This window comes from Streptomyces sp. MBT53 (assembly GCF_016654115.1).
Lineage (GTDB): Bacteria > Actinomycetota > Actinomycetes > Streptomycetales > Streptomycetaceae > Streptomyces.
On record NZ_JAEQAZ010000099.1, the window covers coordinates 1 to 22,356 of the forward strand.

The 22,356-nt window shown below is 68.9% G+C and carries 21 protein-coding genes and 2 pseudogenes; 12 read left to right on the forward strand and 11 right to left on the reverse strand.

Features of this window, described 5'->3' with window-relative positions:
• The first annotated feature begins 70 nt into the window (after window positions 1-70).
• The 3 genes from JHN45_RS30545 to JHN45_RS30555 are packed head-to-tail and all read left to right on the forward strand — an operon-like array spanning window position 71 to window position 2,314.
• On the forward strand, window positions 71-895 hold the full coding sequence (locus JHN45_RS30545) for a helix-turn-helix transcriptional regulator (protein ID WP_201051802.1): 825 nt from the start codon (window positions 71-73) through the stop codon (window positions 893-895).
• Window positions 892-1,128, forward strand: a complete 237-nt coding sequence (locus JHN45_RS30550) for a DUF397 domain-containing protein (protein WP_201051804.1) — start codon at window positions 892-894, stop codon at window positions 1,126-1,128. Before JHN45_RS30545 ends, JHN45_RS30550 begins: the two co-directional genes overlap by 4 nt.
• A 49-nt stretch (window positions 1,129-1,177) precedes the next feature.
• Window positions 1,178-2,314, forward strand: a complete 1,137-nt coding sequence (locus JHN45_RS30555; RefSeq protein WP_201051806.1) for a hypothetical protein — start codon at window positions 1,178-1,180, stop codon at window positions 2,312-2,314.
• An 8-nt stretch (window positions 2,315-2,322) separates the two neighbouring features.
• Here the strand turns inward: JHN45_RS30555 and JHN45_RS30560 are convergent, their stop codons facing one another.
• A complete protein-coding gene (locus JHN45_RS30560; RefSeq protein ID WP_201051808.1) occupies window positions 2,323-2,721 on the reverse strand; it encodes a MerR family transcriptional regulator in 399 nt (132 codons plus the stop codon).
• A 69-nt stretch (window positions 2,722-2,790) separates the two neighbouring features.
• On the opposite strand from JHN45_RS30560, the gene JHN45_RS30565 reads away from it, so the two are divergent.
• From JHN45_RS30565 to JHN45_RS30585, 6 genes are all read left to right on the forward strand, one after another.
• Window positions 2,791-3,195 (forward strand): hypothetical protein, encoded by a 405-nt coding sequence (locus tag JHN45_RS30565; RefSeq protein WP_201051810.1) that lies wholly within the window; start codon window positions 2,791-2,793, stop codon window positions 3,193-3,195.
• Window positions 3,196-3,202: 7 nt separating this feature from the next.
• Window positions 3,203-3,661 carry a catalase gene (locus JHN45_RS54140; protein ID WP_268982380.1) on the forward strand — a complete coding sequence of 153 codons (459 nt, stop codon included), beginning with the start codon at window positions 3,203-3,205 and terminating at the stop codon, window positions 3,659-3,661.
• Window positions 3,658-4,140, forward strand: coding sequence for a catalase (locus tag JHN45_RS54145; RefSeq protein WP_268982382.1), 483 nt, complete (start codon window positions 3,658-3,660; stop codon window positions 4,138-4,140). The genes JHN45_RS54140 and JHN45_RS54145 overlap by 4 nt, the downstream gene beginning before the upstream one ends.
• 163 nt (window positions 4,141-4,303) lie before the next feature.
• Window positions 4,304-6,946 (forward strand): hypothetical protein, encoded by a 2,643-nt coding sequence (locus JHN45_RS30575; RefSeq protein WP_201051812.1) that lies wholly within the window; start codon window positions 4,304-4,306, stop codon window positions 6,944-6,946.
• Window positions 6,947-7,102: 156 nt separating this feature from the next.
• The gene (locus JHN45_RS30580) at window positions 7,103-7,408 is read left to right on the forward strand and encodes a trypco2 family protein (RefSeq protein WP_201051813.1); all 306 of its coding nucleotides are present in this window, start codon (window positions 7,103-7,105) and stop codon (window positions 7,406-7,408) included.
• 13 nt (window positions 7,409-7,421) lie between these two features.
• Window positions 7,422-9,824 (forward strand): serine protease, encoded by a 2,403-nt coding sequence (locus JHN45_RS30585; RefSeq protein WP_201051815.1) that lies wholly within the window; start codon window positions 7,422-7,424, stop codon window positions 9,822-9,824.
• On the opposite strand, the gene JHN45_RS54460 is transcribed toward JHN45_RS30585, so the two are convergent.
• The 5 genes and pseudogenes from JHN45_RS54460 to JHN45_RS30600 form a co-directional block, all read right to left on the reverse strand.
• Complete coding sequence (locus tag JHN45_RS54460) at window positions 9,721-10,017, reverse strand: hypothetical protein (protein WP_307783229.1); 297 nt, start codon at window positions 10,015-10,017, stop codon at window positions 9,721-9,723. The genes JHN45_RS30585 and JHN45_RS54460 overlap by 104 nt on opposite strands.
• Before the next feature lie 100 nt (window positions 10,018-10,117).
• Complete coding sequence (locus tag JHN45_RS53270; protein ID WP_236584293.1) at window positions 10,118-10,450, reverse strand: hypothetical protein; 333 nt, start codon at window positions 10,448-10,450, stop codon at window positions 10,118-10,120.
• 176 nt (window positions 10,451-10,626) lie between these two features.
• Window positions 10,627-10,944: a sensor histidine kinase gene (locus JHN45_RS53275; protein WP_307783230.1), complete on the reverse strand. Its 318-nt coding sequence runs from the start codon at window positions 10,942-10,944 to the stop codon at window positions 10,627-10,629.
• A 208-nt stretch (window positions 10,945-11,152) separates the two neighbouring features.
• A pseudogene (locus JHN45_RS54465) lies at window positions 11,153-11,560 on the reverse strand (histidine kinase dimerization/phospho-acceptor domain-containing protein); the annotation flags it as partial.
• Between the two features lie 516 nt (window positions 11,561-12,076).
• A pseudogene (locus JHN45_RS30600) lies at window positions 12,077-12,337 on the reverse strand (winged helix-turn-helix domain-containing protein); the annotation flags it as partial.
• Between the two features lie 124 nt (window positions 12,338-12,461).
• Between JHN45_RS30600 and JHN45_RS30605 the strand changes: the two are divergent.
• A complete protein-coding gene (locus JHN45_RS30605; protein WP_201051819.1) occupies window positions 12,462-13,229 on the forward strand; it encodes an intradiol ring-cleavage dioxygenase in 768 nt (255 codons plus the stop codon).
• Between the two features lie 95 nt (window positions 13,230-13,324).
• Here the strand turns inward: JHN45_RS30605 and JHN45_RS30610 are convergent, their stop codons facing one another.
• Window positions 13,325-13,981, reverse strand: coding sequence for a DUF4360 domain-containing protein (locus tag JHN45_RS30610; RefSeq protein WP_200716619.1), 657 nt, complete (start codon window positions 13,979-13,981; stop codon window positions 13,325-13,327).
• A gap of 283 nt (window positions 13,982-14,264) precedes the next feature.
• Here JHN45_RS30610 and JHN45_RS30615 point away from each other — a divergent pair, with 283 nt between their 5' ends.
• Window positions 14,265-15,119 carry an intradiol ring-cleavage dioxygenase gene (locus JHN45_RS30615; RefSeq protein ID WP_201051821.1) on the forward strand — a complete coding sequence of 285 codons (855 nt, stop codon included), beginning with the start codon at window positions 14,265-14,267 and terminating at the stop codon, window positions 15,117-15,119.
• A gap of 218 nt (window positions 15,120-15,337) precedes the next feature.
• Here the strand turns inward: JHN45_RS30615 and JHN45_RS30620 are convergent, their stop codons facing one another.
• Window positions 15,338-15,895 carry a TlpA disulfide reductase family protein gene (locus JHN45_RS30620; protein ID WP_201051823.1) on the reverse strand — a complete coding sequence of 186 codons (558 nt, stop codon included), beginning with the start codon at window positions 15,893-15,895 and terminating at the stop codon, window positions 15,338-15,340.
• Window positions 15,892-16,350, reverse strand: a complete 459-nt coding sequence (locus tag JHN45_RS30625; protein WP_019067053.1) for an Rrf2 family transcriptional regulator — start codon at window positions 16,348-16,350, stop codon at window positions 15,892-15,894. The genes JHN45_RS30620 and JHN45_RS30625 overlap by 4 nt, the downstream gene beginning before the upstream one ends.
• A 118-nt stretch (window positions 16,351-16,468) precedes the next feature.
• Between JHN45_RS30625 and JHN45_RS30630 the strand changes: the two genes are divergently transcribed.
• Window positions 16,469-19,453, forward strand: a complete 2,985-nt coding sequence (locus JHN45_RS30630) for a beta-galactosidase (protein WP_201051840.1) — start codon at window positions 16,469-16,471, stop codon at window positions 19,451-19,453.
• A 3-nt stretch (window positions 19,454-19,456) separates the two neighbouring features.
• Here the strand turns inward: JHN45_RS30630 and JHN45_RS30635 are convergent, their stop codons facing one another.
• Together JHN45_RS30635 and JHN45_RS30640 are read right to left on the reverse strand one after the other, a co-directional pair.
• Window positions 19,457-20,977 (reverse strand): alpha-N-arabinofuranosidase, encoded by a 1,521-nt coding sequence (locus tag JHN45_RS30635; RefSeq protein ID WP_201051842.1) that lies wholly within the window; start codon window positions 20,975-20,977, stop codon window positions 19,457-19,459.
• 21 nt (window positions 20,978-20,998) lie between these two features.
• Window positions 20,999-21,967, reverse strand: coding sequence for an arabinan endo-1,5-alpha-L-arabinosidase (locus JHN45_RS30640; protein ID WP_201051844.1), 969 nt, complete (start codon window positions 21,965-21,967; stop codon window positions 20,999-21,001).
• Between the last annotated feature and the right edge of the window lie 389 nt (window positions 21,968-22,356).

A 22,356-nucleotide genomic window follows, 5' to 3' on the forward strand; every position in this document is an offset into this window, starting at 1 on the left:
AGCGTACGGGGTCACGCGCTGGACAGTACACGCTACGTTCCGTGACCATGTGCGCGGGAGGTGGGTGACCATGGTCGAGGGCAGCGGCGAGCCGGAGGCGTCCGACAGCCTGCGGACTTTCGGGGCGATGTTGCAGGCGTTGCGGGAGCATGCGGGGCTGGGGCGGGAGGAGTTCGGGCGGCGGATCGGGTTCTCCAAACACACCGTCGAATCCGTGGAGTTGGGGAGGCGAATGCCTGACCAGGCCTTCGTCGAGCACTCCGAGCCGGTGTTGGGCAATACCGGGGCGGTACGGCGGGCGGCGGAACACCTGGAGCGGCGGCCGGGGTTGGCGTCCTGGTTCCGGCAGTGGGCGCTGAAGGAGAAGACGGCGATCACGCTCTACACGTACGAATGCCGGATGATTCCAGGGCTGTTGCAGACGGAAGCGTACGCGCGGACGCTGTTCAACGAGCATCTACCCCCGATGGACGACGCGCAGATCGAGACACAGTGGATTGAACGAGAGAAGCGGCAAAGGCTCTTGTGGGAGCGGCCGAACACGGCGTTCAGCTTCATCCTGGAAGAGGGCATGTTCCTGCGTCGCACAGGTGGGCTGGAGGTCACGCGGGAACTCCTCGACCACGTGCTGAGGATCGCCGAACTGCGGAACGTGGAAGTCCAAGTCGTGCCCCAACTGCTGGACTGTCACGCCGGGTTGAACGGTCCCATGCAGCTGCTCGAAGAGCCCAACAACCGGTGGTATGCGTACTCCGAAGGACACGCAAGCGGACTGCTGATCACTGATCGAAAAGTGGTGAGCATGCTCCAGATGCGGTATGCCAGAATGCGATCGCAGGCTCTCACCATCCAGGACTCCTTGAGCCTGTTGAGGCGCATGCGAGGAGACCTATGAGCACCACTGAACTGACCTGGTTCAAGAGCAGCTACAGCAGCAGCAGCGATGGTGACTGCGTAGAGGTCGCCCTCTCCTGGCACAAGTCCAGCTACAGCAGCAGCGGAGACGGCGACTGCGTCGAGGTGGCCACCTGCCCCTCCACCATCCACATCCGCGACTCCAAGAACACCGCGGGCCCTCAACTCGCCCTCGCCCCCGCCACCTGGACGAAATTCATCCGCGCCGTCTGATCAAACGCCGCATATGATCTCCGCACATTGATCCGGGGGGGGAGATCACATGCAGCACGTTTCCACGCCGCTTGCCAGAACTCTCGGCGCGGCGGCCATGTTGTCGGTGGCCGTCGCCTGGGGTGCGGCGGCGTTCCAGTACGACCCGCACCACGCGCGCTTGGACATCCTCGTGCCGTTGGGCTTGGCGGCGGTGTTCGTCGTGGGGTGGCTCGTCGCCTGTCGGGCGGCGCCGCTCGTGGAACCGATGACGGTGGCCGGTTCGGCCCGGGAGGCGATACCCGGCACGTTGGGGACGGTGCGGCGGGACTGGGGGCTCGCCGCGACGGCCTACCTCGTCGTCTGGGCACCCTTCGCCGCCGCCAACAGCGCTTACGGCGGGCGGGGTTCGCAACTCGGTGCCGTGTACTGCCTGCTCACTTTCATCGTCGGCGTCGTGACGTCCGTGTGTCTTCTCTCCCTGTTTCAGAGCTACCTCGGCCCCATGCAGCGCATGCTCAAGGAGGACGCCGCCAAGGGTGCTGTCCACGCGGTCCGCGTCCGGTTCGGGACCCCTGTGCTGGAGACGTACCGGTATCCGACGGGACAGGGTCTCGGCAAGATCGCCGCCAGCACCACCTACGGCGTCGAGCTGGTGCCCGAGGGCGAGAGCGACGGGCAACGGACCGTGCGGCTCCAGGCCATGCAGGCCGGGCACAGCAGAGCCGTCGGCAACAAGCACCTCGCCAACGCCGTGGCCCAACTCGGCGGCCACAGCGGCTGGTTGTGCTGGCCCACCCGGTGGAAGGACATCGCCGGAACCAACAAGGAGCACCTGGTCCCCGCCGCGTTCGTCTCCGACTCCGGGCTCGTGGTCTGGGGGCAGACAAAGGAGGAGGACTACGAACCCTTCCTGCGCGACGGTGCCGCTCCGCTGCGGGAGACCGATCCCGCGCTCGCCGTCGCGCCGTTGCCCCGGCCCGCCCGGTACCTCCCGGGCGTGCATGCCTCGCATCTGCGCATCGCGGCGGTCGGTGCCTTGTTCGCGCTGCCGTTCCTGCTTGATGTCGTCCCGGACTGGGCCGCCCTGCTGCTGGGCGTGGTCTCGGGGGCACTTGGGCTCCTCGCGGGGATGACGCTGGACAGCGTGCGCATGGACCCTGAACCGTGGACCGTGCGCACGACGTCATACCCCTCGCTCCAGTGAGCCCGCCGTCAGCCCGGGAATCCTGACCGTCTGCCCGCCCGCGCCACGGGCTCCGGCTGCTTGCGCAGTGGGCAGTCCGTGCCGACGCGGGCCGTCAACTCAGTGCGGAGGGCGGCCAGTTCGGCCATGCGGGCGTCGATGAGGCTGATCTTGTCGGCGAACAGGGCGGACAGGGCCGCCGCTTGGTCGGGGGCCTCGGTCAACAGCTCACCCTGCTCGGCGATTTCGGCCAGGGAGAAGCCGAGGGCCTGGGCCGTGCGGACGTATTCGAGCCAGGGGACCGCCTCGGGCGGGTAGTCGCGGTAGCCGTTCGCGCGGCGCTCGCTGGTGAGGATGCCCACCTGTTCGTAGAACCGGAGGGCGTCCCTGCTCAGGCCCACCCGTGTCGCCAACTCCCCAATTCGCATGCCCTCATGATGACGTGATGACTCGACGGCTTGACCTTGGACCGCACTCCACTGTTTAGCGTCGGCGGCATGAAGATCGCTTCCTATCTCCGGGTCGTGCGGGCCAGTGCCTGGTACGACCTCGTCGTGACCGCCGGCTTCGCGACCCCGTGGACGTACGCGCTGGTGCACAACGCACTGTCGTCGCTGGGCTCGCTGCCCGAACTGGACCCGATACAGACCCTGTACGCGAATCTGATGGGGTCGGTGGTGATCGTCTGGGCCGTGTTGCGGCTCGTCCGGCCGCTGGCCGCGCACGGGCTGTTCGACGGGGTGGCCCGGGTACTGTTCACCGCCTGGCAGGGGTACGCGCTCGCGCAGGGTGCTCCTCGGTTCCTGTGGCTGTTCCTGGTCGTGGAGGCGTCGTTCGGCGTGCTCCAACTGGCGCCGTGGTGGCGGCGGGGAACGGAGTTGCGGGAGTCGCTGGTGCGATGATGCGGGCATGGCTCAGTCATCGCAGGATTCCTCGGTCACCAAGGACGGCATGACCGCGGCACAGGCCGTCGACCGGATCGAGGCCGCGGCGCCACCGCGCCCGCACGACCGACGGCTGCACGCGCGCGGCGCCGTCTACGACGCGCACTTCGTGCCCAGCGGGCAGGTCTCCCGGTGGACGACCGCCGCCTGTCTCACCGCCGAGTCCGAGGCGGTCGTACGGTTCTCCAACGGGTCGGGCCGCTACGACGCCGACGACCGGGCGCGCGGCGTACGCGGGATGGCCGTGAAGTTCCTCGACGCCGACAAGGGCGTGATGGATCTGGTGGCGGCGACCTTCCGGGTCTTCCCCAGTCACAATCCCGAGGGGTTCATCGACCTCGTCGAGGCGCTGGGCAAGGCCGGTACGGAGGGCGGGCTCGCCGACCGGGCGAAGGGGAAGCTGGCGGCGGCCGAGGGGCGTTGAAGTCCTTCGCGGGTCAGCAGGCGCCCGCCAGTTTCGCCACCGCCCGCTACGACGGGCTGCACGCCTTCGTGTTGGTGGACGAGGCGGGCGAGCGCAGGCCGTTCCGCTACCGTCTCGTGCCCCAGCTCGGCGAGGTGGAACTGGATTCGGCGTACGGCGAGACGCTGGCCCCGGACTTCCTGATCGGCGACCTCGACTCCCGGCTCGCGACCGGGCCCCTCTCCTTCACCCTGGTGTTCCAGTTCGCGGAGCCGGGCGACCCGACCCACGACCCCTCACAGGCCTGGCCCGAACACCGCCCGCTGATCCCGGCCGGACAGCTGCACGTGACGGCCCGCTCGGCCCGCGAGGACCACTGGCAGCAGCAGGTCTTCGACCCCACCCGGATCGCCCCCGGCGTGGAACTCTCCGACGACGAGATGCTGACCTTCCGCCGCCACGCCTACTCCGTCTCGGCCGAACGCCGCCTCGCCCCCTGAAGGGTGTTGCAGATCCCTTCGCGATCGTTCTTCCTGTATGACCTCCGCTGAAGACCTCCCGGGCGGGGACGAACAGGGCCATCATCGTCAAGTCCGATCACGGTCGGACGGGGTCTCCGGACGCCGGGCACAGGAAGCGCAACTCAGGGGTGGGAGTGGGCCCATGGGACTTTCGGCGGGTGGGCGCGTGCCGGTGGCAGCGTTCCTCAGAACGAGTACGAGTCTGCTGCTGTTGTCGCTCGTCCTGTGTCTGCTGGGCGCGGCCCGAGCCGGGGCCGCAGACGGCCAGAAGCCGGAACGGCAGACCGCGACGCTCACCATCGATGTCGGCTGGAGCCGCTCACGGCAGGAGGTACTGGTCCGCGCGATCTGCACGTACACCCTGCCCGCGCACAGCCGGGCGCTGGCGACGGTGCGCGAGAACGGGGCACCGTACTGCGACGGATTCGACATCCTCCGTGAAGGCAAGGCCGCAGGCTGGGTGGGTTCGAGCAAGAGTTCCGCGAACCTGACGCAGAAGTCCCCCGACACCTCGGCGCGGGAGAAAACTGTCCACGGCACCTACCTGCCGCGCCGATCGGGTCCCCAGGACGTCACGATCAGTGTGAACGTGAAGAACCTGGTTAAAGGGATGCCCGCCGAGGCGGGATTCCCCACAGTCTGGATCGTGCGGGTGAACGCTCCGAAGTGGTCATTCGGGCGCACAGCGGGCCCTGTTCAGACACAGACCGAAAGCGCGGTCGTCTGGCGCCTGGACACGGCGCCCGCGGCGCTGGAGAGGACGGCGGCGGTCGCCCGCTCGGTCAGCCTGAGCCGCTCGATCAGGACGACAGGGCCTCCGTCGATGCGCCACCAGACCCGCGGCGAGATGCTGACCGTCTTCGCGGTCGCGGTCGCCGGCATCGTCGCCGTCACCGTATTCCTGGTCACCGGACTCGCGGGGGCGGTTGTCCGGCGCAGGTGGGCGGTGGCCACGCTGGTGCTCGCGGTGCCTGTGTGTCTTGTCGGCCTCGCAGGCGTACCGGCCCCGCTGCTGTCGCCGAATGAGGCGCAGATACATTTCAGCTTGAGCGCCAACTCCACCATCCTGCCGGGCTTCGTGTGGATGCCGGGGCCTCTGCTGGGACTGTGGCTCTGGTACGTCCTTCCGGTGGCGGGGTGGTGGTTCAGCCGCCGCGCGGTGACCGGCAGACCACCGTCGTGGTGGGTGCTCCTCGTGAGCTGCCTGTCACCGCTCCTCGCCTTTCCGCTCATGGCCGCCGGGGGAACGATGCCGGGCACCGGTGTATGGCTGAGCCTGGGAGCATGGGCCTCGCTTTTCGCCGGGGTCCTTCTGGTCAGGCCTCTGTGCACGGGCGCGATACGACGCTGGCTGCCCACCGGTACGGCCCTGCTATGGCTCGTAGGCGTGACCTATTTACTCAGCCGGTCACCCATCATGTCCGACGAAGACCCGAAGCTGACCAGCCTTGAAGTCGTGGCCGTGATGGTCTGCACGTGGCCCACCGCAGCCTGGCTCACCTCGCTTGTGGGACCCGCCCTGCGGCGCCCGCTGCGGCCTGTTACGCGAGCCGTCTGTTTCATGCTGACCTGGGGGATGGTGACGGCCCCCTTCGTCTTCGCCCGCCTGGCAAGCCTTTCGCAGAAGGACCTGGACCTCTGGGCCACCTACCGGCATCCCTTTTTCACCGGGTACGCGGCCTCCCCGTTCATCGTCCTGACCGTCAGCGGCATCGTCCTTCAGATCGCCTACCTCTGGCGGCGCGGTGCCATGGGCGACACCGGGCGGGCCGTGGAACCCGTCGGCAGGGTGCTGCTGGTGTGCGCGGCACTGACGGCGTACGGCAGCCCCAGTCTGCGCACCCTGACGATGTGGGGGGAAGCGATCGCCGTGCTCCTGGTCGCGCTCGCCTCCCTTTTCCTGCTGCCGCCCGGATCCGCTACCGCCATGGCCAGACTGCGGCGGGTCAGCCGCCGGGGGCACGCCCGCTTCATGGACCGGTGGCTCACGACCCAGCTGATCTGGGACACACGGGCCGACTTCCAGCGCTCCGCCCGGGCCGCGCTCGTGGACGACATGACGGTGTCGGACTTCCGGGACCGCTGGCGCGACATGGCCGTACCAGGACGCAACGACGACCCCGAGTCGAGGCTGAGGCGGGCCAAACGGTTCGCCCTCGGAACGAACGCGGGACGCAGCCCCTGGACCGCGGGGCTCGTCGGCGCGCTGCACGCCCAACTGCTCGCCCTGCCCTGGGCCACGTACAAGGCCATGACCAGCGGCATCGTAGGAGCGGACTACTTCATACCGTTCCACATGGACGCGATGTTCCAGGTGCTCCGGTTCACACACTGGGCGCTATACGGGTTCGTCTACGGCTACTTCTACGCACTGCTGCGCGGTCTCACACCCGTCGGCAAGGCGGCCTGGCTCATGCTGGCGATCCTGCCGGCTGAGGTTCTCCCCATGGTGACCCTTACCGCGGACCCGCAGTATGCGGTGGCCACCTCCTGGACCGACATGGCGACGGGCTGCATCGGGGTCGCCGGGCAGACGCTGGTCCTGTTAATGCTGCTGGGGCTGTGGTGGGAATGGTCGCTGGCCCGGGCCGCCGGAATGAAGTGGTCGCAGGTCAGGAACTTCCGCCGACTGTCGTCGATCACCGTCCCCGTCGGCACGGTGCTCGTGGCCGGCGCCACCGCGTTCGCCACCACGGTCGCCGGGACGTGGGCACAACCGGAACTCAAGTCCCCCACAGCTGTCGAATCCCCCCAAGCGGCCCAACAGTCCGAACCGGCCAGGTGAGCGGTCTGACCGCTCCACGACAAATCAGCCGCCGCCGAGAACGTGTCTGCCGACGTCGCCGTCCTGGGCGATTTCCGATGGTCATGACAGATATGTCTTGTGCCACCTGAAAGTGGGTACTCCACCGACGATGCCCATCACTTTCGGGAGTGGCTCATGACGGAGCTCGGACTGTCCGAGGCGATCGAGAATGTCCGCGAGGAACTCCGTAGAGCGATGATCGCGGGCGCAGGGGCGGACATCCAGTTTCCCGTGGGCCAGGTGACCCTGGAGTTCCAGGTCGGCATGCGCAAAACCGCGGACGGCACCGGAAAGATCAAGGTTTGGGTGCTGGAAGCGGGGGCCGGTGCAAAAGTCGAGCATGACGACGTGCAGAAGGTGACGGTCGTCCTGCAGCCACCGATTGATGCCAACGGCACTCCCATCAAGGTCGCGAGCGGTTCACAGGTCAGGCCGGGCTAGCCGGAGGCACCTCGTGGACATTCAGCGCCGGGTCGTGGAAGTGCTGGCCGACTGCGGCCTTGGCGCCCGACCGCGATGGCGAAGCGCCTCAGGGTTCCTGATCGACGGACGGCATGTGCTCACCTCGGGTCATGCCGCCGTCGAGGGCGAGTTGACCGTTCGACGTCCTGGTGGTGCACCCGGTGCACCCAAGGAGGAGTGGCCTGCGGAACGGCTCCTCGTCGGCGACCTCACACGCGCCGACCTCGCGATTCTCACCCTCGGCCAGGACGTCGAACCACTCCCGAGGATCGGGTACGCCCAGGTGGCGCGCCACTCACCGCAACCGGCCGTGGTCGAAGCCTGCAGTGCGATCGGATTCCCGAGGTTCATGGAGCACGGCCGTGCTGGGGAAATGGTCCGCGACACCGCGCAGGTGGAGGGGCGCATCCCCACGTCGCAGAACCTGATATCAGGGCTGCTCACCCTGCGGACGACGCACACTCCGCTGCCGCTGCCGGCCACGCACACCGGACTCGCGGAGTCGCCGTGGTCGGGGATGTCCGGCGCGGCGGTTCTGGCCGATGGGAGGGTCCTCGGAGTTGTGTCCGAGCACGCACCGCGCCAGGGTGCCTCTGATCTCACCATCGTTCCCGTCAACTTGATCGCCACTCTTACCGACGCGGCCTCCTGGTGGCGGATCCTCGGTGTCGAGCCCGCGCACCTCCCCATCCTGCCCGGGCCGGCCGCCGCCGGTGCCGGACCCGGCACCGGGAGGGCGATCCGGCTCAAGGTCCGGGACACGAGAGCGCGCCGTCTCGGAGTCCACGCCGCGATCCAGGCGCCCGGCACGCCGGACGAGTTGCCGCCGTACGTACCCCGTACGTTCGATTCCGAGCTTCGGGAGGCGATCCGGAGGGGGAAGACGGAGGGATGCTTCGTCCTGCTGCTGGGCGGTTCCTCCGTGGGCAAGACGCGCAGTCTGTACGAGGCGGCGCAGGCCGAGTTGAAGGACTGGTGGCTCGTCTTTCCCGACCGCACCGACCTTCGGGTTCTGTGGGAGCTCGTGGACCTCCCCGGTCAGGAGACGATCGTCTGGCTCGATGACATCCAGCGCTACCTGGGCGAGGCGAGCGAACTCACGCCGAATCTGGTCCGCGCACTCCTTCAGACCGGGGCCGTCATCCTTGGGACGATCTGGCCGGAAGACTATGACCGACATGTCCCTTCGATATTTCACGCACGAGAGGTCAGGTCCAAGGACACGGAACTGCTCGGCCTCGCCCACAGGATCTCAGTGAGCGGCACTCTCGACGAATCCGAGAACGAACAGGCAAGAGAGGCCGCACAGTTCGACCCACGGATCAGGCTGGCTTTGAGCACCCCCGACAACGGAATGACACAGTTGCTCGCCGCCGGCCCACAGTTGCTGAACAGCTGGCTCCAAGCACCAAGTCCATATGCGAAATACGTCATCACAGCCGCGGTCGACGCACGCCGCTTGGGAGTTGAAGGTCCGCTGCCCAAGGAATTCCTGGCTGAAACCGTACCGTCATATCTTTCGGCACATGAGAAGGCGAAAGCCCCGCACGACTGGCTGGAGCAGGCGTTGGCGTTCGCTTCAAAGCCCACGCATGGGGCAACATCGGCCCTGGCACCCCATGGTTCGAAGATGAGTGTCATCGATGGCTACCGGGCGGCGGACTTCCTCGTCCAGCACGCGGCACACGCGCAAGACGGACGGTTGCCCGTCCTGTCGATGCCGCTGTGGGACGCCCTCGCGCGGCACACCATCGCGGCCGGAGACCGCGCCTGGCTGGCCTCCAACGCGGAGTACAGGGGCTTTTACCGCATCGCGGTCGCACTGACCAGGCCGGCGGCGGAGACCGACCAGCGCGCCTACGAAGTGTTGGCTCGCTGCCTTGCGAGCAAAGGCCGTCTCGACGAGGTCAAAGCACTCTGTCTGCCACGAGCCGAGGCCGGAGAAGCCTACGCCATGGACGCTCTGTCGATGGCCCACCAAATCAGAGGACAGGACAGAGAGTCCAGTAAATGGCGGGAAAGAGCGCAAGAGGCCGGCGGGAGCCACTTCTACGGATTGCGCCAACATATGCGCGAGGACATCCAGGATGTCATGTGGCTGCTCGACGATCCGGATGTGTATGACGAGTACTTTGGAGGGCAGGCTCCGGACAGTGAACCGAACGATCCGTACACAATCATCGTGCTCGCAAGCAAACTTCAGGACGAGAGACGTTTCGCCGAGGCTGAGCGGCATCTGCGCCGTGGAATCAGCTTGGGCACGGGTAGAGGGCTCGCGCTCTACACCTGCCTCAGATGGCACTTTCAGAGAACCGGCCAGAAGAAAGAATTGAAACGCCTTGAGCGCTATGGCCTGGAGCCGGACGGAACGACGTCATCCAACTGGTTCGAGTGATGGGCCGAGGACGTTCAACAGGTCCAGTTTGTCGTGGCTTTCGGGTGCCCGGTGTCGCGGTGAAGACGAGCACGGACTGGGACTGGTCGGGGTCCGGCAGGTTCTGGCAGAACAGGTAGAGGCGTACGACCTGCGGGTGGACGAACCGTTTGGCGTCGCTCCAGCGCCCGCCGGCCTCCTTCCGGTCCCACACAACGCCGCGAACAGGATGAGGCGCAGCAGACTCGCCACGACACCGGCGGCCCGCGACCGGGGCCGTTCCCTGGTGGCCACGGTCCTCAACAGGGCAACGTTCACACGGCTGTTGAGGACGTGGTCGGCGGGGAGGTACCGCTCGCGGGCGGTCGGATCGGTGGACCAGCGGTGGGAGGCGGTGCGGGCGCTCCGGTGTAGTGGGTCTGTTCGCCGAGCAGGGCGACGGCGGGCGGCATCTGCAGCAGGGTCTCGCCGAGGGGGCCCATGACCTGTGCCGGGGTGTCCTGCAGCCGGTCCAGGATGCGCATGAGTCCCGGGTTGACGTGCTCGCCTCGCAGATGCCGGTGCGGTGTGCGGTGTCCGCGCAGCAGGAACAGAGGCTCGCGCTCGTCCGGGATGAGGCGCAGTCCGCGGGCGATGGCCGCCGCCATCTGGCCGCCGGGCGGTGGCCGCGGTGAACCGCACCTGGAACTGCAGCGACGGCTGACCGCGTCGGGCAGCCGGGTGAAGTCGGTGCTTGCCTAGGCGTGTGCGGCCAGAGAGGCCGTCAGGATCCCGGGGTGGGCGAGTCCTACGGCCAGGACGTCGACGTGCGGGAAGCGGCCCCTCAGCCGTCTCGCCCTACCAGCCTCGACCCGTCCACCGTGAATCCCACCGCAGCGCCGCCCCCCGTCCACGTCCCCGCGAACACGGTCCCGCCATGCGCCTCGGCCACATCCCGGACGATGGCGAGGCCCAGTCCGGAGCCGGGGACCGCGCGGGCGGTGTCGGCGCGGTAGAAGCGGTCGAAGACGCGCGGGGCGTCGGCGGCGGTGATGCCCGGTCCGCGGTCGGCGACGGTGATCTCGCCCCGGCGGACACGCACTTCGATGGGTGCATGGTCGTCGGGAGCGAACTTGGCCGCATTCTCCAGCAGGTTGCCCACCGCGCGTTCGAGCGCTTGGGGTCGGCCGTGGACCACAGTGTCGTCGGCGTCGACACGGACGAGGCGGCCGGTGCGTGCGACGGGCGGCGCGACGGGCCGACTCGCCTAGTTCCACGACCTGTTCGGGTTCGTCCCGGCCACAGGCCAGTGCCAGTTCGACCAACTCGTCGACCAGGTGGGTAAGTTCGCGGGTCTCGCCCTCGACGTCATCGAGCAGCCGGTCCCGGGCGTCCGGAGAGAGTTCGGCGACGCGGCGCAGTACGTCCGCATTGATACGCAGGCTGGTCAGCGGTGTCCGCAGCTCATGGGCGGCATCCCGCACCAGCCGGTCCTGCGCCTCCCGCGCGGCGGCCAGCCGATCGAGCATCCGCCCGAACGACACGGAAAGCCGCCCGACTTCGCCGAACCGTCCGACTCGCTCTCGCCGACTGGCCACACGACCATCCAACAGCCCACCGTCGTCCGGTCCGCCACCAGCCCTTCCCTCCGCACTGACCTCCTCCGCCGCCTCCGCCAACCGCACCAGCCGCCTCGTGATCCGTCGTGCGAGCAGCCATCCCGCGCCCGCCGCGACGAGCATGACGGCGAGGCTCGCGGCGGCGATCTCCCTCGCCATGCCGCCCAGCACGAAGTGCGTCTGGTCGACCGGCACCGCGACCTGGAGCGCGCCCCGGCCGCCGCCCAGCGCGGTGGTCAGCTGGCGCTGTGTGGCGTGGCCGACGACGACCTCCGTGACGTAGGACTGGCCGCGTGAGCCCGACGCGGCGAGTGCGCGGGTGGTGTCGGAGACGGGCAGCGGTACCGGTGGGCCGCCGAGGCGGGTGGTGGTGCCGTGGGTGGCCACGGACTGAACGGTGACCTCGCGCGGGGGTTCGTCCCGGGGGCCCGGCCGGTCGGGTCCCGGGTAGAGGTCGGAGCCCTCGGTGACCGCGCCGGACAGCGCCGGTGTCCCGTCCCCGGCCAGCGCCACCGTCGCCGACCGCAGGGTCCGGTCGATCTCGGCAATGACCCGGTCGGCGGCGGCCCGGTAGCTCAACACCCCGACCAGCAGCGCCACTACGGCCCCCACGGCGACAAAGGAGACCGCGAACCGCGAGCGCAGACTCACCCCCACCAGAACCCCGATCTCACGTCATGACCGCGGCACCGCGCACCCCACGCCCCGTACGGTGTGGATCAGCTCCGGCGCCCCGGCCTCGGCCAGCTTGCGCCGCAGGTAACCGACGCATTCCGCAAGATTCTTGACGTCGACACCGGCCTCCGGCCCCCACACCCGCCGGTAGAGCTCGGCATGGTCCAACATGAGCCCCTCGTTGCGCCCCAGCAGCTCCAGCAGGTCGAACTCGGTTCTCGACAGCGGCAGTTCGGCCCCGGACCACCAAACGCGCCGGGCCGCGGTCGCCCGGAGCATGGCCCCCGGAACGTCCAACTAGGTTGTCTCACAGCAAACTTGACGATAGGTCACTTTACCAACCACACAGCTGGCCAACAGGATCCTTACCTAGGATGCCGTGTCCATGACAGAAAATGGAGCAGGAACCAACCCGATCGGGCGCCGCACCGTACTGATCGCCACCGGCACCACGGCCGCCGTACTGGCCGTGGGCGCCGCCGCGCCCGAAGCCCCCACAACCCCCACCACCACCGCCGCAGAAGCCGCGGCCGCGGCCGTCTGCACCCTCACCAAGGAGATGACCGAAGGCCCCTACTACCTCGACGGCGCCCTGGTCCGCGCCAACGTCACCGAGGGCAAGGCCGGCATCCCGCTCAAGCTGGCCCTCACCGTCGTGAACGACAGCACCTGCGCCGTGATCCCCAACGCGCTCGTCGAGATCTGGCACTGCGACGCGCTCGGCGAGTACTCCGGCTACGTCGGCAACAACGGCCACAGCGAAGCGGACGACGGCACCTTCCTGCGCGGCGGCGTCCTGACGAACGCCGCCGGACTCGCCAACATCACCACGATCTACCCGGGTTGGTACCGGGGCCGCTGCGTGCACATCCACGTCAAGGTGCACACCGGCGTCACGCTCACCTCGAACGGCTCGTTCACCGGCGGCCAGGAACTCCACACGGGCCAGCTGTTCATCGACGAGACGATCACCACCGCCGTCGCCAAGATCTCGCCGTACTCGACCAACACGGTCACCCGCACCACCCTCGCGCAGGACTCGATCTACGACGAGGGAGGCGCCGCGTCCGGCCTCATGACCCTTACCGCGCTGGGCAGTTCGACCTCGTCGGGCTACACCGGCACGCTGACCCTCGGCGTCCAGCAGAGCTGAGCCCAAGGGCCCAAGGGCCTAAGGGCCTAAGGGCCTAAGGGCCTAAGGGCCAAGGGGGTGGCCCGCGGTGCGACACGGGCCACCCCCACCTCACCTCAGGAGGCCGGGCACTCCTTCCACGCCATGTGGTAGATCGTGCTGATGTCGCCGTCCGTCGAGTCCATGGTCATGAAGCTGACCGCGCTGGACGACGAGGTGCCGGCGGCGACCCGCAGCTCCGTGTTGATGTTGAAGTTGCGCTGAACTCCACAGGGCGCCCAGACCAGTTGGGCCCAGTCGGTGCTGTCGGTCGCCTGCCAGTTGTCGTCGTAGGGGCCGCTGAACGGGTGGTTCTTGGCCACGGTGCTCGACGAGCCCTGGAAGTAGTACGAGGCCTTCTGCGCACCGCTCGCACCGCGCTGGAGCGAGGCGAAGCCGCGGTAGTCCACGCTCGCGATGGCGTAGGTGAAGCCCTGCGGGACGTGGACGACCAGGTTGAGCTGGCAGTTCTTGCGGAACGCCGTGGGGTCGGAGTTGCCGCCGACCTGGGCGAGATACGCGCTGTAGGTCACCGTGAAGGCGGTGTTGTCCTCGGAGACGGCGACCGCCGTGGTGCCCTGCGGGCAGCCCGAACCGTTCACGGTCGCGACGTTGATGACGATCTTGTCCGGCGGCGGGTCGTTGAAGACCGGCGACGACGAGTGCTGCGCGGACGGCAGCGCGGTGGCGAGCAGTGCGGCGACCGCACCACTCAGGAGGAGCCCACCAGGCATGGTTTCTCCTTGTGTTGGGGGGTGGCTGTGCCCCAGGCCCTTGAAGACCCAATCTTTGAAGAACCAATGAAGTTCCTGTGAAGACCGACGGGGCGCTCGCATCGTAGGGAGCCGCACAGGGAGCGGTCAGGGCGAACTCAGGCCATTCACAGTCGCGCCTTTCACACGCCCTCCACAGTGTGTGAACTCTGTGGAAATAAGCGGGCGTTGACCGATCCGTCCCCAGGCCCTTCACAGCCGCACATTAAGGAATTCTTCAGGTACGGCCCTAACTTCGCTGTCCATGACGGGAAAACGAGAGCACAACGAGCAGCCCGACCAACCAACCGCCCGGCACCGCCGCGACAAGGGGATGCAGCGCCGCCGGGTCCTGATCGGCGGTGGCACCGCGGCCCTGGCGGGAGGCCTGGTGGCAGCCGGCCTCGCCTCGGCCGACACGGTCACGAGCAGCACGACGGCCACCGACCAGGCGACCAGCACCGTCTCCACGGACGCGTCCGCGTCCGCGTCCGCATCCACCGGCGTCTGCACCCTCACCGCCGAGGTCACCGAGGGGCCGTACTCGCTCGACGGCGCTCTCGTCCGCACGGACCTCAGAGAGGAGAAGGAGGGCGTCGAGGTCCAGTACACCTTCACCGTCGTGGACCAGGACAACGACTGCGCACCGCTGGCCGACGCCTTCGTCGAGCTCTGGCACTGCGACGCGCTCGGCGAGTACTCCGGCTACGTCGGCAAGAACGGCCACACCGAGGACGACGACGGCACCTTCCTGCGCGGCGGCCAACTGACCGACACCAGTGGGCAGGTGAGTCTGATCTCCATCTGGCCGGGGCACTACGTCTCGCGCGCCGTCCACGTCCATATGCGGGTGCACACGGGCGTGACGGTCGCCGACGGCACCTACACCGGCGGCACGGTCGTCCACACCGGCCAGTTGTTCTTCGACGCGGATCTCAACGAGAAGGTGCAGGCCACCTCGCCGTACTCGGACAACACCACCGCCGAGACGGTGCTCGCCGACGACACGATCTACGACGACGGAGGGTCCGCGTCCGGCCTGCTCACCCTGACCGCGCTCGGCACCAGCGTCTCCGACGGCTACACGGCCACCCTGACCGTGGGCGTCAGCACTACTTGACCGGGAGGCAGTTGATCGCACCGCACTGATCGGCGACCGCCGATCACACCCTGACGGGCTGCCGCCCTTCGGCGGACTCGGACTCGGTCCGCGTCTCCCTCGCTTCGTCCCTGCGAAGGACACGGACCGAGTACGCCAGAGCGGCAGCCCACATCCCGTACGGCACGGTGACGCCCCGGGGTCAATCCGGATGCGGCCCGGGACACGAACGAGGACGACTACTTCGGCAGCAGCGGCTCGACGATCTTCGCGAGCTGGTTCCGGGTCACCGCTCCCATCCGCGTCGCCGCCACCCTCCCCGTCGTGTCGACGACGATCGTGTACGGCATCACCTGCGTGTTCACCAGCCCGCGCGGCAGTCGCAGGGCCTGCTTCCCCGACGGATCGTGCAGCGACGGATAGCCCAGGTGGTGGTCCTTCTGGAAGGCCAGCCCGGCGGCACGGCTGCTGTCGTTGTCGAGCCCCAGCACCCGCAGCCCACGCCCGCCCCACGTCTCCTGGACCAGCCGCAGCTCGGGCGCCTCCGCCCGGCAGGGACCGCACCAGGAGGCCCAGGCGTTGATCAGCACGACCTCGCCCCGGTAGTCCGACAGCCGGATGCCGCCGCCGTCCAACGAGGTCCCGGCGAGATCCGCGAGAACGGGCCGCCGGCCCTCCGCGAAGGTCCGGGTGAACGGATCACCGGGACTGGCGTCACTGACCGGTGCCGGGGAGGAGCAGCCGGCGAGAACCCCGCAGACAGCCACCACTGCCGCGCACGCACTCCGAGCCGTCACGGGTTCTCCCAGGCGGCCGGTTCCGCCGCCAGCGCCCGTACCGGCTCCGGCAGCGCGTCCGCCGCGATGTCCGCGAGTGTGACGCCCTCCAGGATCTTGCGGACGTTGGCGCGCAGCGCGATCCACAGCGGGAGGAGGGGCTCGGCGGAGCCCGTGTAGGCGAGGCCGGTGGGGCGCTCGCCGCGCACCGACACGATCGGGCCGTCCACCGCGCGTATGACGTCCGCGACGGTGATCGCGGTCGCGTCGCGCGCCAGCCGGTAGCCGCCGCCCCCGCCGCGCCGGCTGTCGACGATCCCGGCGCGCCGGAGATCGCCGAGAATTCCCTCCAGGAACTTGTGCGGGATGCCCTGGGTGGTGGCGATGGTCTCGGCCTTCAGCGGGCCGTCGTCACCCCGTACGGCGAGCTCCAGTACCGCCCGTACCGCGTAATCCGCCCGTGCCGAGATCCTCATGCGTCCATTGTGGGCCGTTCTGGCGTACAGAATGACCCCGCACGACGGCCTCCCGGGATCACCACGGAAAATGGCTTCGCACGTGCCGCCGACGGACCGGACCCGAAAGGAGCTTCCAGTGGAGCTGAGCAGGCGTACCTTCAGCACCCTCGCGGGTACGGCCGCGCTCGGACTCGCGCTGGGAGGTGGCAGCGCCGGTTCCCCGGACGCGTACGCCGCGCACGTCGTACCGACCGGCCCGCCCCCCGCCCCACCCGGCGCGGACGGGCTGCCGCACACGATCGGCTACGACCGCTACTCCCTGCTCGTCGACGGCAGACGCCTGGTCCTGTGGTCGGGCGAGATGCACCCGTTCCGGCTGCCGAGCCCGTCCCTGTGGCGGGACGTCCTGCAGAAGATGCGCGCCTTCGGCTACAACGCGGTCAGCATCTACGTCTCGTGGAACTACCACTCCCCCGCCCAGGGCCGCTACGACTTCACGGGCGTCCGCGACCTCGACCTGTTCCTGCGCACGGCCGCCGAGACCGGCCTCTACGTCATCCTGCGCCCGGGCCCGTACATCAACGCGGAGATCGACGCGGGCGGCTTCCCCGGCTGGCTGACCGCCACCAAGGGCACCGCCAGGACGGCCGACCCGACGTACCTCTCGCACGTCGACGAGTGGCTGACCCAGGTCAACTCCATCGTCTCCAAGCACCTGTTCACGCAGGGCACGGGCACGGTGCTGCTCTACCAGATCGAGAACGAGTACGACGGCCAGGTGACCCACCCGGACGGCGTCGCCTACATGTCCCACCTGTACAAGAAGGTGCGCGCCGACGGCATCGACGTCCCGCTGTTCCACAACGACAAGGGCCGCAACGGCTATTGGACCCCGGGGTCGTTCGACACCGGTGGTGACACCGGCGGTTGGCTGTACGGCTTCGACGGGTATCCCTCGCCGACCCAACCGCCGCCGGACTGGGGCCACTTCGGGATCGGCGGGGCGAAGGGCGGGGCGACCGCCAGCCCCAAGACCCCCGGTTTCGTACCGGAGTTCGGCGGCGGCTGGTTCGACCCGTGGGGCGGGTCCTGGTTCGAGGGGAAGGGGTACGCGGAGTCGCGCCGGACGCGTGACGCGGCGTACGAGCGGCGCTTCTATCTCACCAACCTCGCCAACGGGCTGACCCTGCACAGCGTCTACATGACCTTCGGCGGCACCTCGTGGGGCTGGCTGCCGGCGCCGGTCGTCTACACGTCGTACGACTACGGCGCCGCCTTCGACGAGGGCCGCAACCCGACCTCGAAGCTCGTCCCGATGCACCAACTGGGCCATCTGCTGCGGACGGTGCCCGACTTCGCCAAGCTGGACCGGGCGGCGGACGTCACGGTGACCGGCCTGAAGGCGTACCACCTCACCAACGCCGACACCGGCTCCCACGTCTACGTCCTGCGCAACGACACGGCGGCGGAGGTGACTTCGACGCTGTCGACCTCGGACGACGACATCGAGGTCACCGTCCCGGCCCAGGACGCCCTCCTGCTCGTCACCCGACTCGACCTCGGCGGACGGAGGTTGAGGTACTCGACCGCCACCCCGATGATGTTCCTCACCGCCGGACGGCAGGACATCGCCGTGTTCGCCGGGAGGCGCGGCGAGATGGCGCACGCCGTGGTGGAGTGCCCGGAGGAGCCGGTGGTGACCCGGCTCGACGCGCAGGCCGCGTGGGTGTGGGACCGCGGCATCCTGCATGTCACCGTCCCGCTCGGCATCGGCGGCCTGACCCGGGTCCTGGTCCAGGGCGGCGGCGTCGACAACCCCCTCCTGCTGGTCTTCGCCGACGAGGCCGGCTCCGTACGCCTGTGGCCTTACGAGACGGGTTCGGGCACCGCGCTGGTCTACGGTCCGGCGTTGCTGCGCGAGGCCACCGTCAGCGGTACGACCGCCCACCTGACCGGCGACACCATCGCGGAGACCGGCCTGGAGGTGTGGGGACCGCGCGGGATCACCGAGGTCACCTGGAACGGCAAGGCCGTGCCCGCCACCGTCACCACCGCGGGCAGCCTGCGCTCGAACCCGGACGCGCTGCTGCCGGGGGTGCCCGCGGTACCGCTCCCCGTGCTCGACGGCTGGCGGCGGAAGGTGGAGAACCAGGAGGCCGCGGTCGCCTTCGACGACTCCAAGTGGACTGTGGCGAACAGGACTTCGTCGTTCAGCACGACGGCCGTCCCGTCCGGACAGCCGGTGCTCTTCTCCGACGACTACGGCTTCCACTACGGCGACGTCTGGTACCGGGGCCGGTTCACCACGGCCGCCGCCGACGCCCTGGAATCGGTGACCCTCGCCTACAGCACCGGCACCCAAGGGCTGCTGATGGCCTGGCTCGACGGCGAACCGCTCGGCACCCACCGGATGCCGGTGCCGACCACCACCAGTGTCCGGCAGGGGAGTTGGACCGCGAAGGCGACCCTGGCGGTCCCGGAGAAGCTGCGCACGGCCGGTCCGCACGTCCTGTCCGTCCTGGTCCGGCGGATGCAGCACGACCAGGACGGCAAGGCCCTCGACACCCACAAGGTCGCCCGCGGCCTCACTGCCGTGACCTTCAAGGGCGCCTCCCCGAAGGTGAGTTGGCGCCTCCAGGGCGAGACGGCACCCGACCCGGTGCGCGGCCCGCAGAACAACGGCGGCCTGTACGGCGAACGCGAGGGCTGGCATCTGCCGGACTTCGCGGACTCCGGCTGGGACCCCGTCACCCTCCCCCGCGCCGACAAGCGACAGGGCGTGGCCTGGTACCGGACCACCTTCAAGCTCGCCGTGGACACCGGCATCGACGCCTCGATCGGCCTCGTCCTCGACGACGACCCGGCCCGCGCCTACCGCGTCCAGATCTTCCTGAACGGCTGGAACATGGGCCAGTACATCAACGACGTGGGCCCACAGCACACCTTCGCCCTGCCGAACGGGATCCTCCGCACACGGGGCACCAACACACTCGCCCTGGCCGTCCTGTCCGACGGCACCACACCGGCGGGCCCGAAGGACGTACGGCTGACGCTCATGGGCAGCGCGGCCGGAGGAGTACCGGTGACCCCGGTGGCCTCCCCCGGCCGACAGTCGGTGTGAAAGCTACGCCAGCCTGATCACGTTCCAGGACAGCGGCTCCAGTACGGCGGTCAGGGTGCCGTCCTGGAGTGCGGTGCCCTCGACCTGGTGCGGGGCCACGCGCTCGGGGTCGTCGAGGGTGTTCCGGGCGTCCGGGTCGGCGTCCGCGAGGGCGCTGTGCTCCACGACCGACGTCAAGTCGAGCCCGTTCAGGCCGACTTGGAGCGGGAGCGACTCGGTGCGGCTGCGGTTGACGGCGAACACCGTGACCGAACCGTCCTCGGCGCGCACCGCCGTGGCGTGCAGTAGGTCGGCCTCGCCGTACTGCTTCGTCTCGTGGGTCGGGGAGTCGACGCGGACGTCCAGGACCTGACCCCGGCCGTACTTCGAGGCCTGCGCGAACGGGAAGAACGTCGTCTGCCGCCAGGCCGGGCCGCCCGGCTCGGTCATGATCGGCGCGATCACGTTGACGAGCTGGGCGAGGCACGCGACGGTGACGCGGTCCGCGTGCCGCAGCAGCGCGATCATGAGCGAGCCGAAGACGACGGCGTCCATGACGCTGTAGTTGTCCTCCAGCAGGCGCGGCGCCTCCGGCCAGTCGGCCGGGTCCGCGTTCTTCGTGTGCTCCTCCCAGTCCGCCGTGTACCAGACGTTCCACTCGTCGAAGGAGAGGTTGATCTTCTTCTTGGACTTCAGGCGGGCGCCCACGTGGTCGGCGGTGGCGACCACGTTCTCGATGAAGGACTCCATGTCGACGGCGGAGGCGATGAAGGAGTCGAGGTCGCCGTCGAGCGGCTGGTAGTAGGCGTGCAGCGAGATGTAGTCGACCAGGTCGTACGTCTCCTGGAGGACCGTCGACTCCCAGGCGGCGAAGGTCGGCATCGCCTGGGAGGAGGAGCCGCAGGCGACGAGTTCCACGTCGGCGTCGATCTGGCGCATCGCGCGGGCCGTCTCGGCGGCGATCCTGCCGTACTCCTCGGCGGTCTTGTGGCCGGTCTGCCAGGGGCCGTCCATCTCGTTGCCGAGGCACCAGACCTTGATGCCGAAGGGCTCCTTGTCGCCGTCGGTGACGCGCTGCTCGGAGAGGGCGGTGCCGGCGGGGTGGTTGGCGTACTCCTGGAGTTGGAGGGCCTCGGCGACGCCCCGGGTGCCGAGGTTGATGGCCATCATCGGCTCCGCCTGGGGGCCGATCTTCTTCAGGAACGCGATGTACTCGGAGAGGCCGAAACGGTTCGTCTCCGTGGAGCGCCAGGCCAGGTCGAGGCGGCGGGGGCGGGATTCGGCGGGGCCGACCGAGTCCTCCCAGCGGTAGCCGGAGACGAAGTTGCCGCCGGGGTAGCGGATGGCGGTCACGCCGAGTTCGCGCACGAGGTCGAGGACGTCCTGGCGGATGCCGTTCTCGTCGGCGGTGGGGTGGTCCGGTTCGAAGATGCCGGTGTAGACGCAGCGGCCGAGGTGTTCCACGAAGGAGCCGAAGAGGCGGGGATTGACTTCGCCGACCGTGAAGGCGGGGTCGAGGGTGAAGCGGGCGGTGCGCGTGCTCATGGGGTCCTTTCGAAGGGGTGCCTACTTGAGAAGAAGCCAGCCGTCTCTTGTCCAGCTCAGGGTGTTGAGCCCCAGCTTCGGAATGCCTGAATCCTCTCCGTCGTAGTAGTGGTATGCCAAGACATCCTGACCTTTGTCTTGGAAGACGGACTCCCCGCCCGGGCCGATGTAGCGGCCGTGGCTCGCGAGGAGCAGGTCGCCGCCGCCCGCGAGCATCGGCTTGCCCGTGCTGTCCGCGTACGGGCCCGTGACCGACGTGGAGCGGCCGACCCGGATCTTGTAGGTCGAGTTCACGCCCGCGCAGCAGGCGTCGTAGGACGCGAAGAGGTAGTAGTGGCGGCCGTGCTTCAGGACGTACGCGCCCTCGACCGCGTACGGCGCGTCGGGGCGGGTGGCCAACTGGGCGACCGGCGCGCCCGGGAGCGCCTTGCCCGTGGCGGGGTCGAGCCGGACCATGCGGATGCCCGTCCAGTACGAGCCGAAGGCCATCCACAGTTGTCCGTCGGCCCGGACGATCGCCGGGTCGATGGCGTTCCAGTCGTCCGTGGTCTCCGAGGTGAACGCCCTGCCGTGGTCGGTCCAGGTGCCGGGGAGGCCGGTCGGGGAGGTGGCGACGCCGATCGCGGAGTGGTTGGTGCCCCAGGAGGAGACGGCGTAGTAGAGCCAGTAGCGGCCCGCGCGGTAGGAGAGGTCGGGGGCCCAGGGGTCGCCGGTGGAGTTGTAGTCGTACCACCAACTCGGGGGCGTGGCGAAGGCGTTGCCCGCGTCGTCCCACTGGACGCGGTCCTTCGAGGTGCGGGCGCCGATGACGCCGCCGGTCGAATAGGCCACGTAGCCACCGGACTTGAGGTGGATGACCGTGGGGTCGTGGATGATCTGCCGGCCGGTGACGGGCTGTGGGTCGGGGTAGGTGGTGTCGGCCTCGGCCGTGGCGGGGAGGAGTGCGATCACCGCGGCGGCGAGCAGGGTCGTCGGTCTCGGGTGCCTCAACTCGGTGCCTCCGTCGGTGAGTCGTCGGCCCGTCGCGCGTCCGCTTCTTTCACGCCGTACTTGGCGAGCGGTTCCGGGCTCCGGGGATCAGGGCGACGGCCGGGCTCGCGGCCGGGGCCGGGCGCCGCCGCGGGGTGCCTGCGGTTCAGGTCGACCGGTCCCATGTCCCTGCCCTTGCCGGTAGGAGTCCCATCATGTTCGAAATACCGCATAGCGCTCGTAACTTCGAACGGGACGCTAAAATCGAAGCGCGTCCACGTCAATGGGTTGAGCACAGTGCAACGTTCATTCACGGCGTCGATTTCCGGACACAGCGGTCGTTCCCGGTCCCACAACGGCCACCGGACGACATGACGACGGCAGTTGTGGACGCGTAACCTCGGACCGGC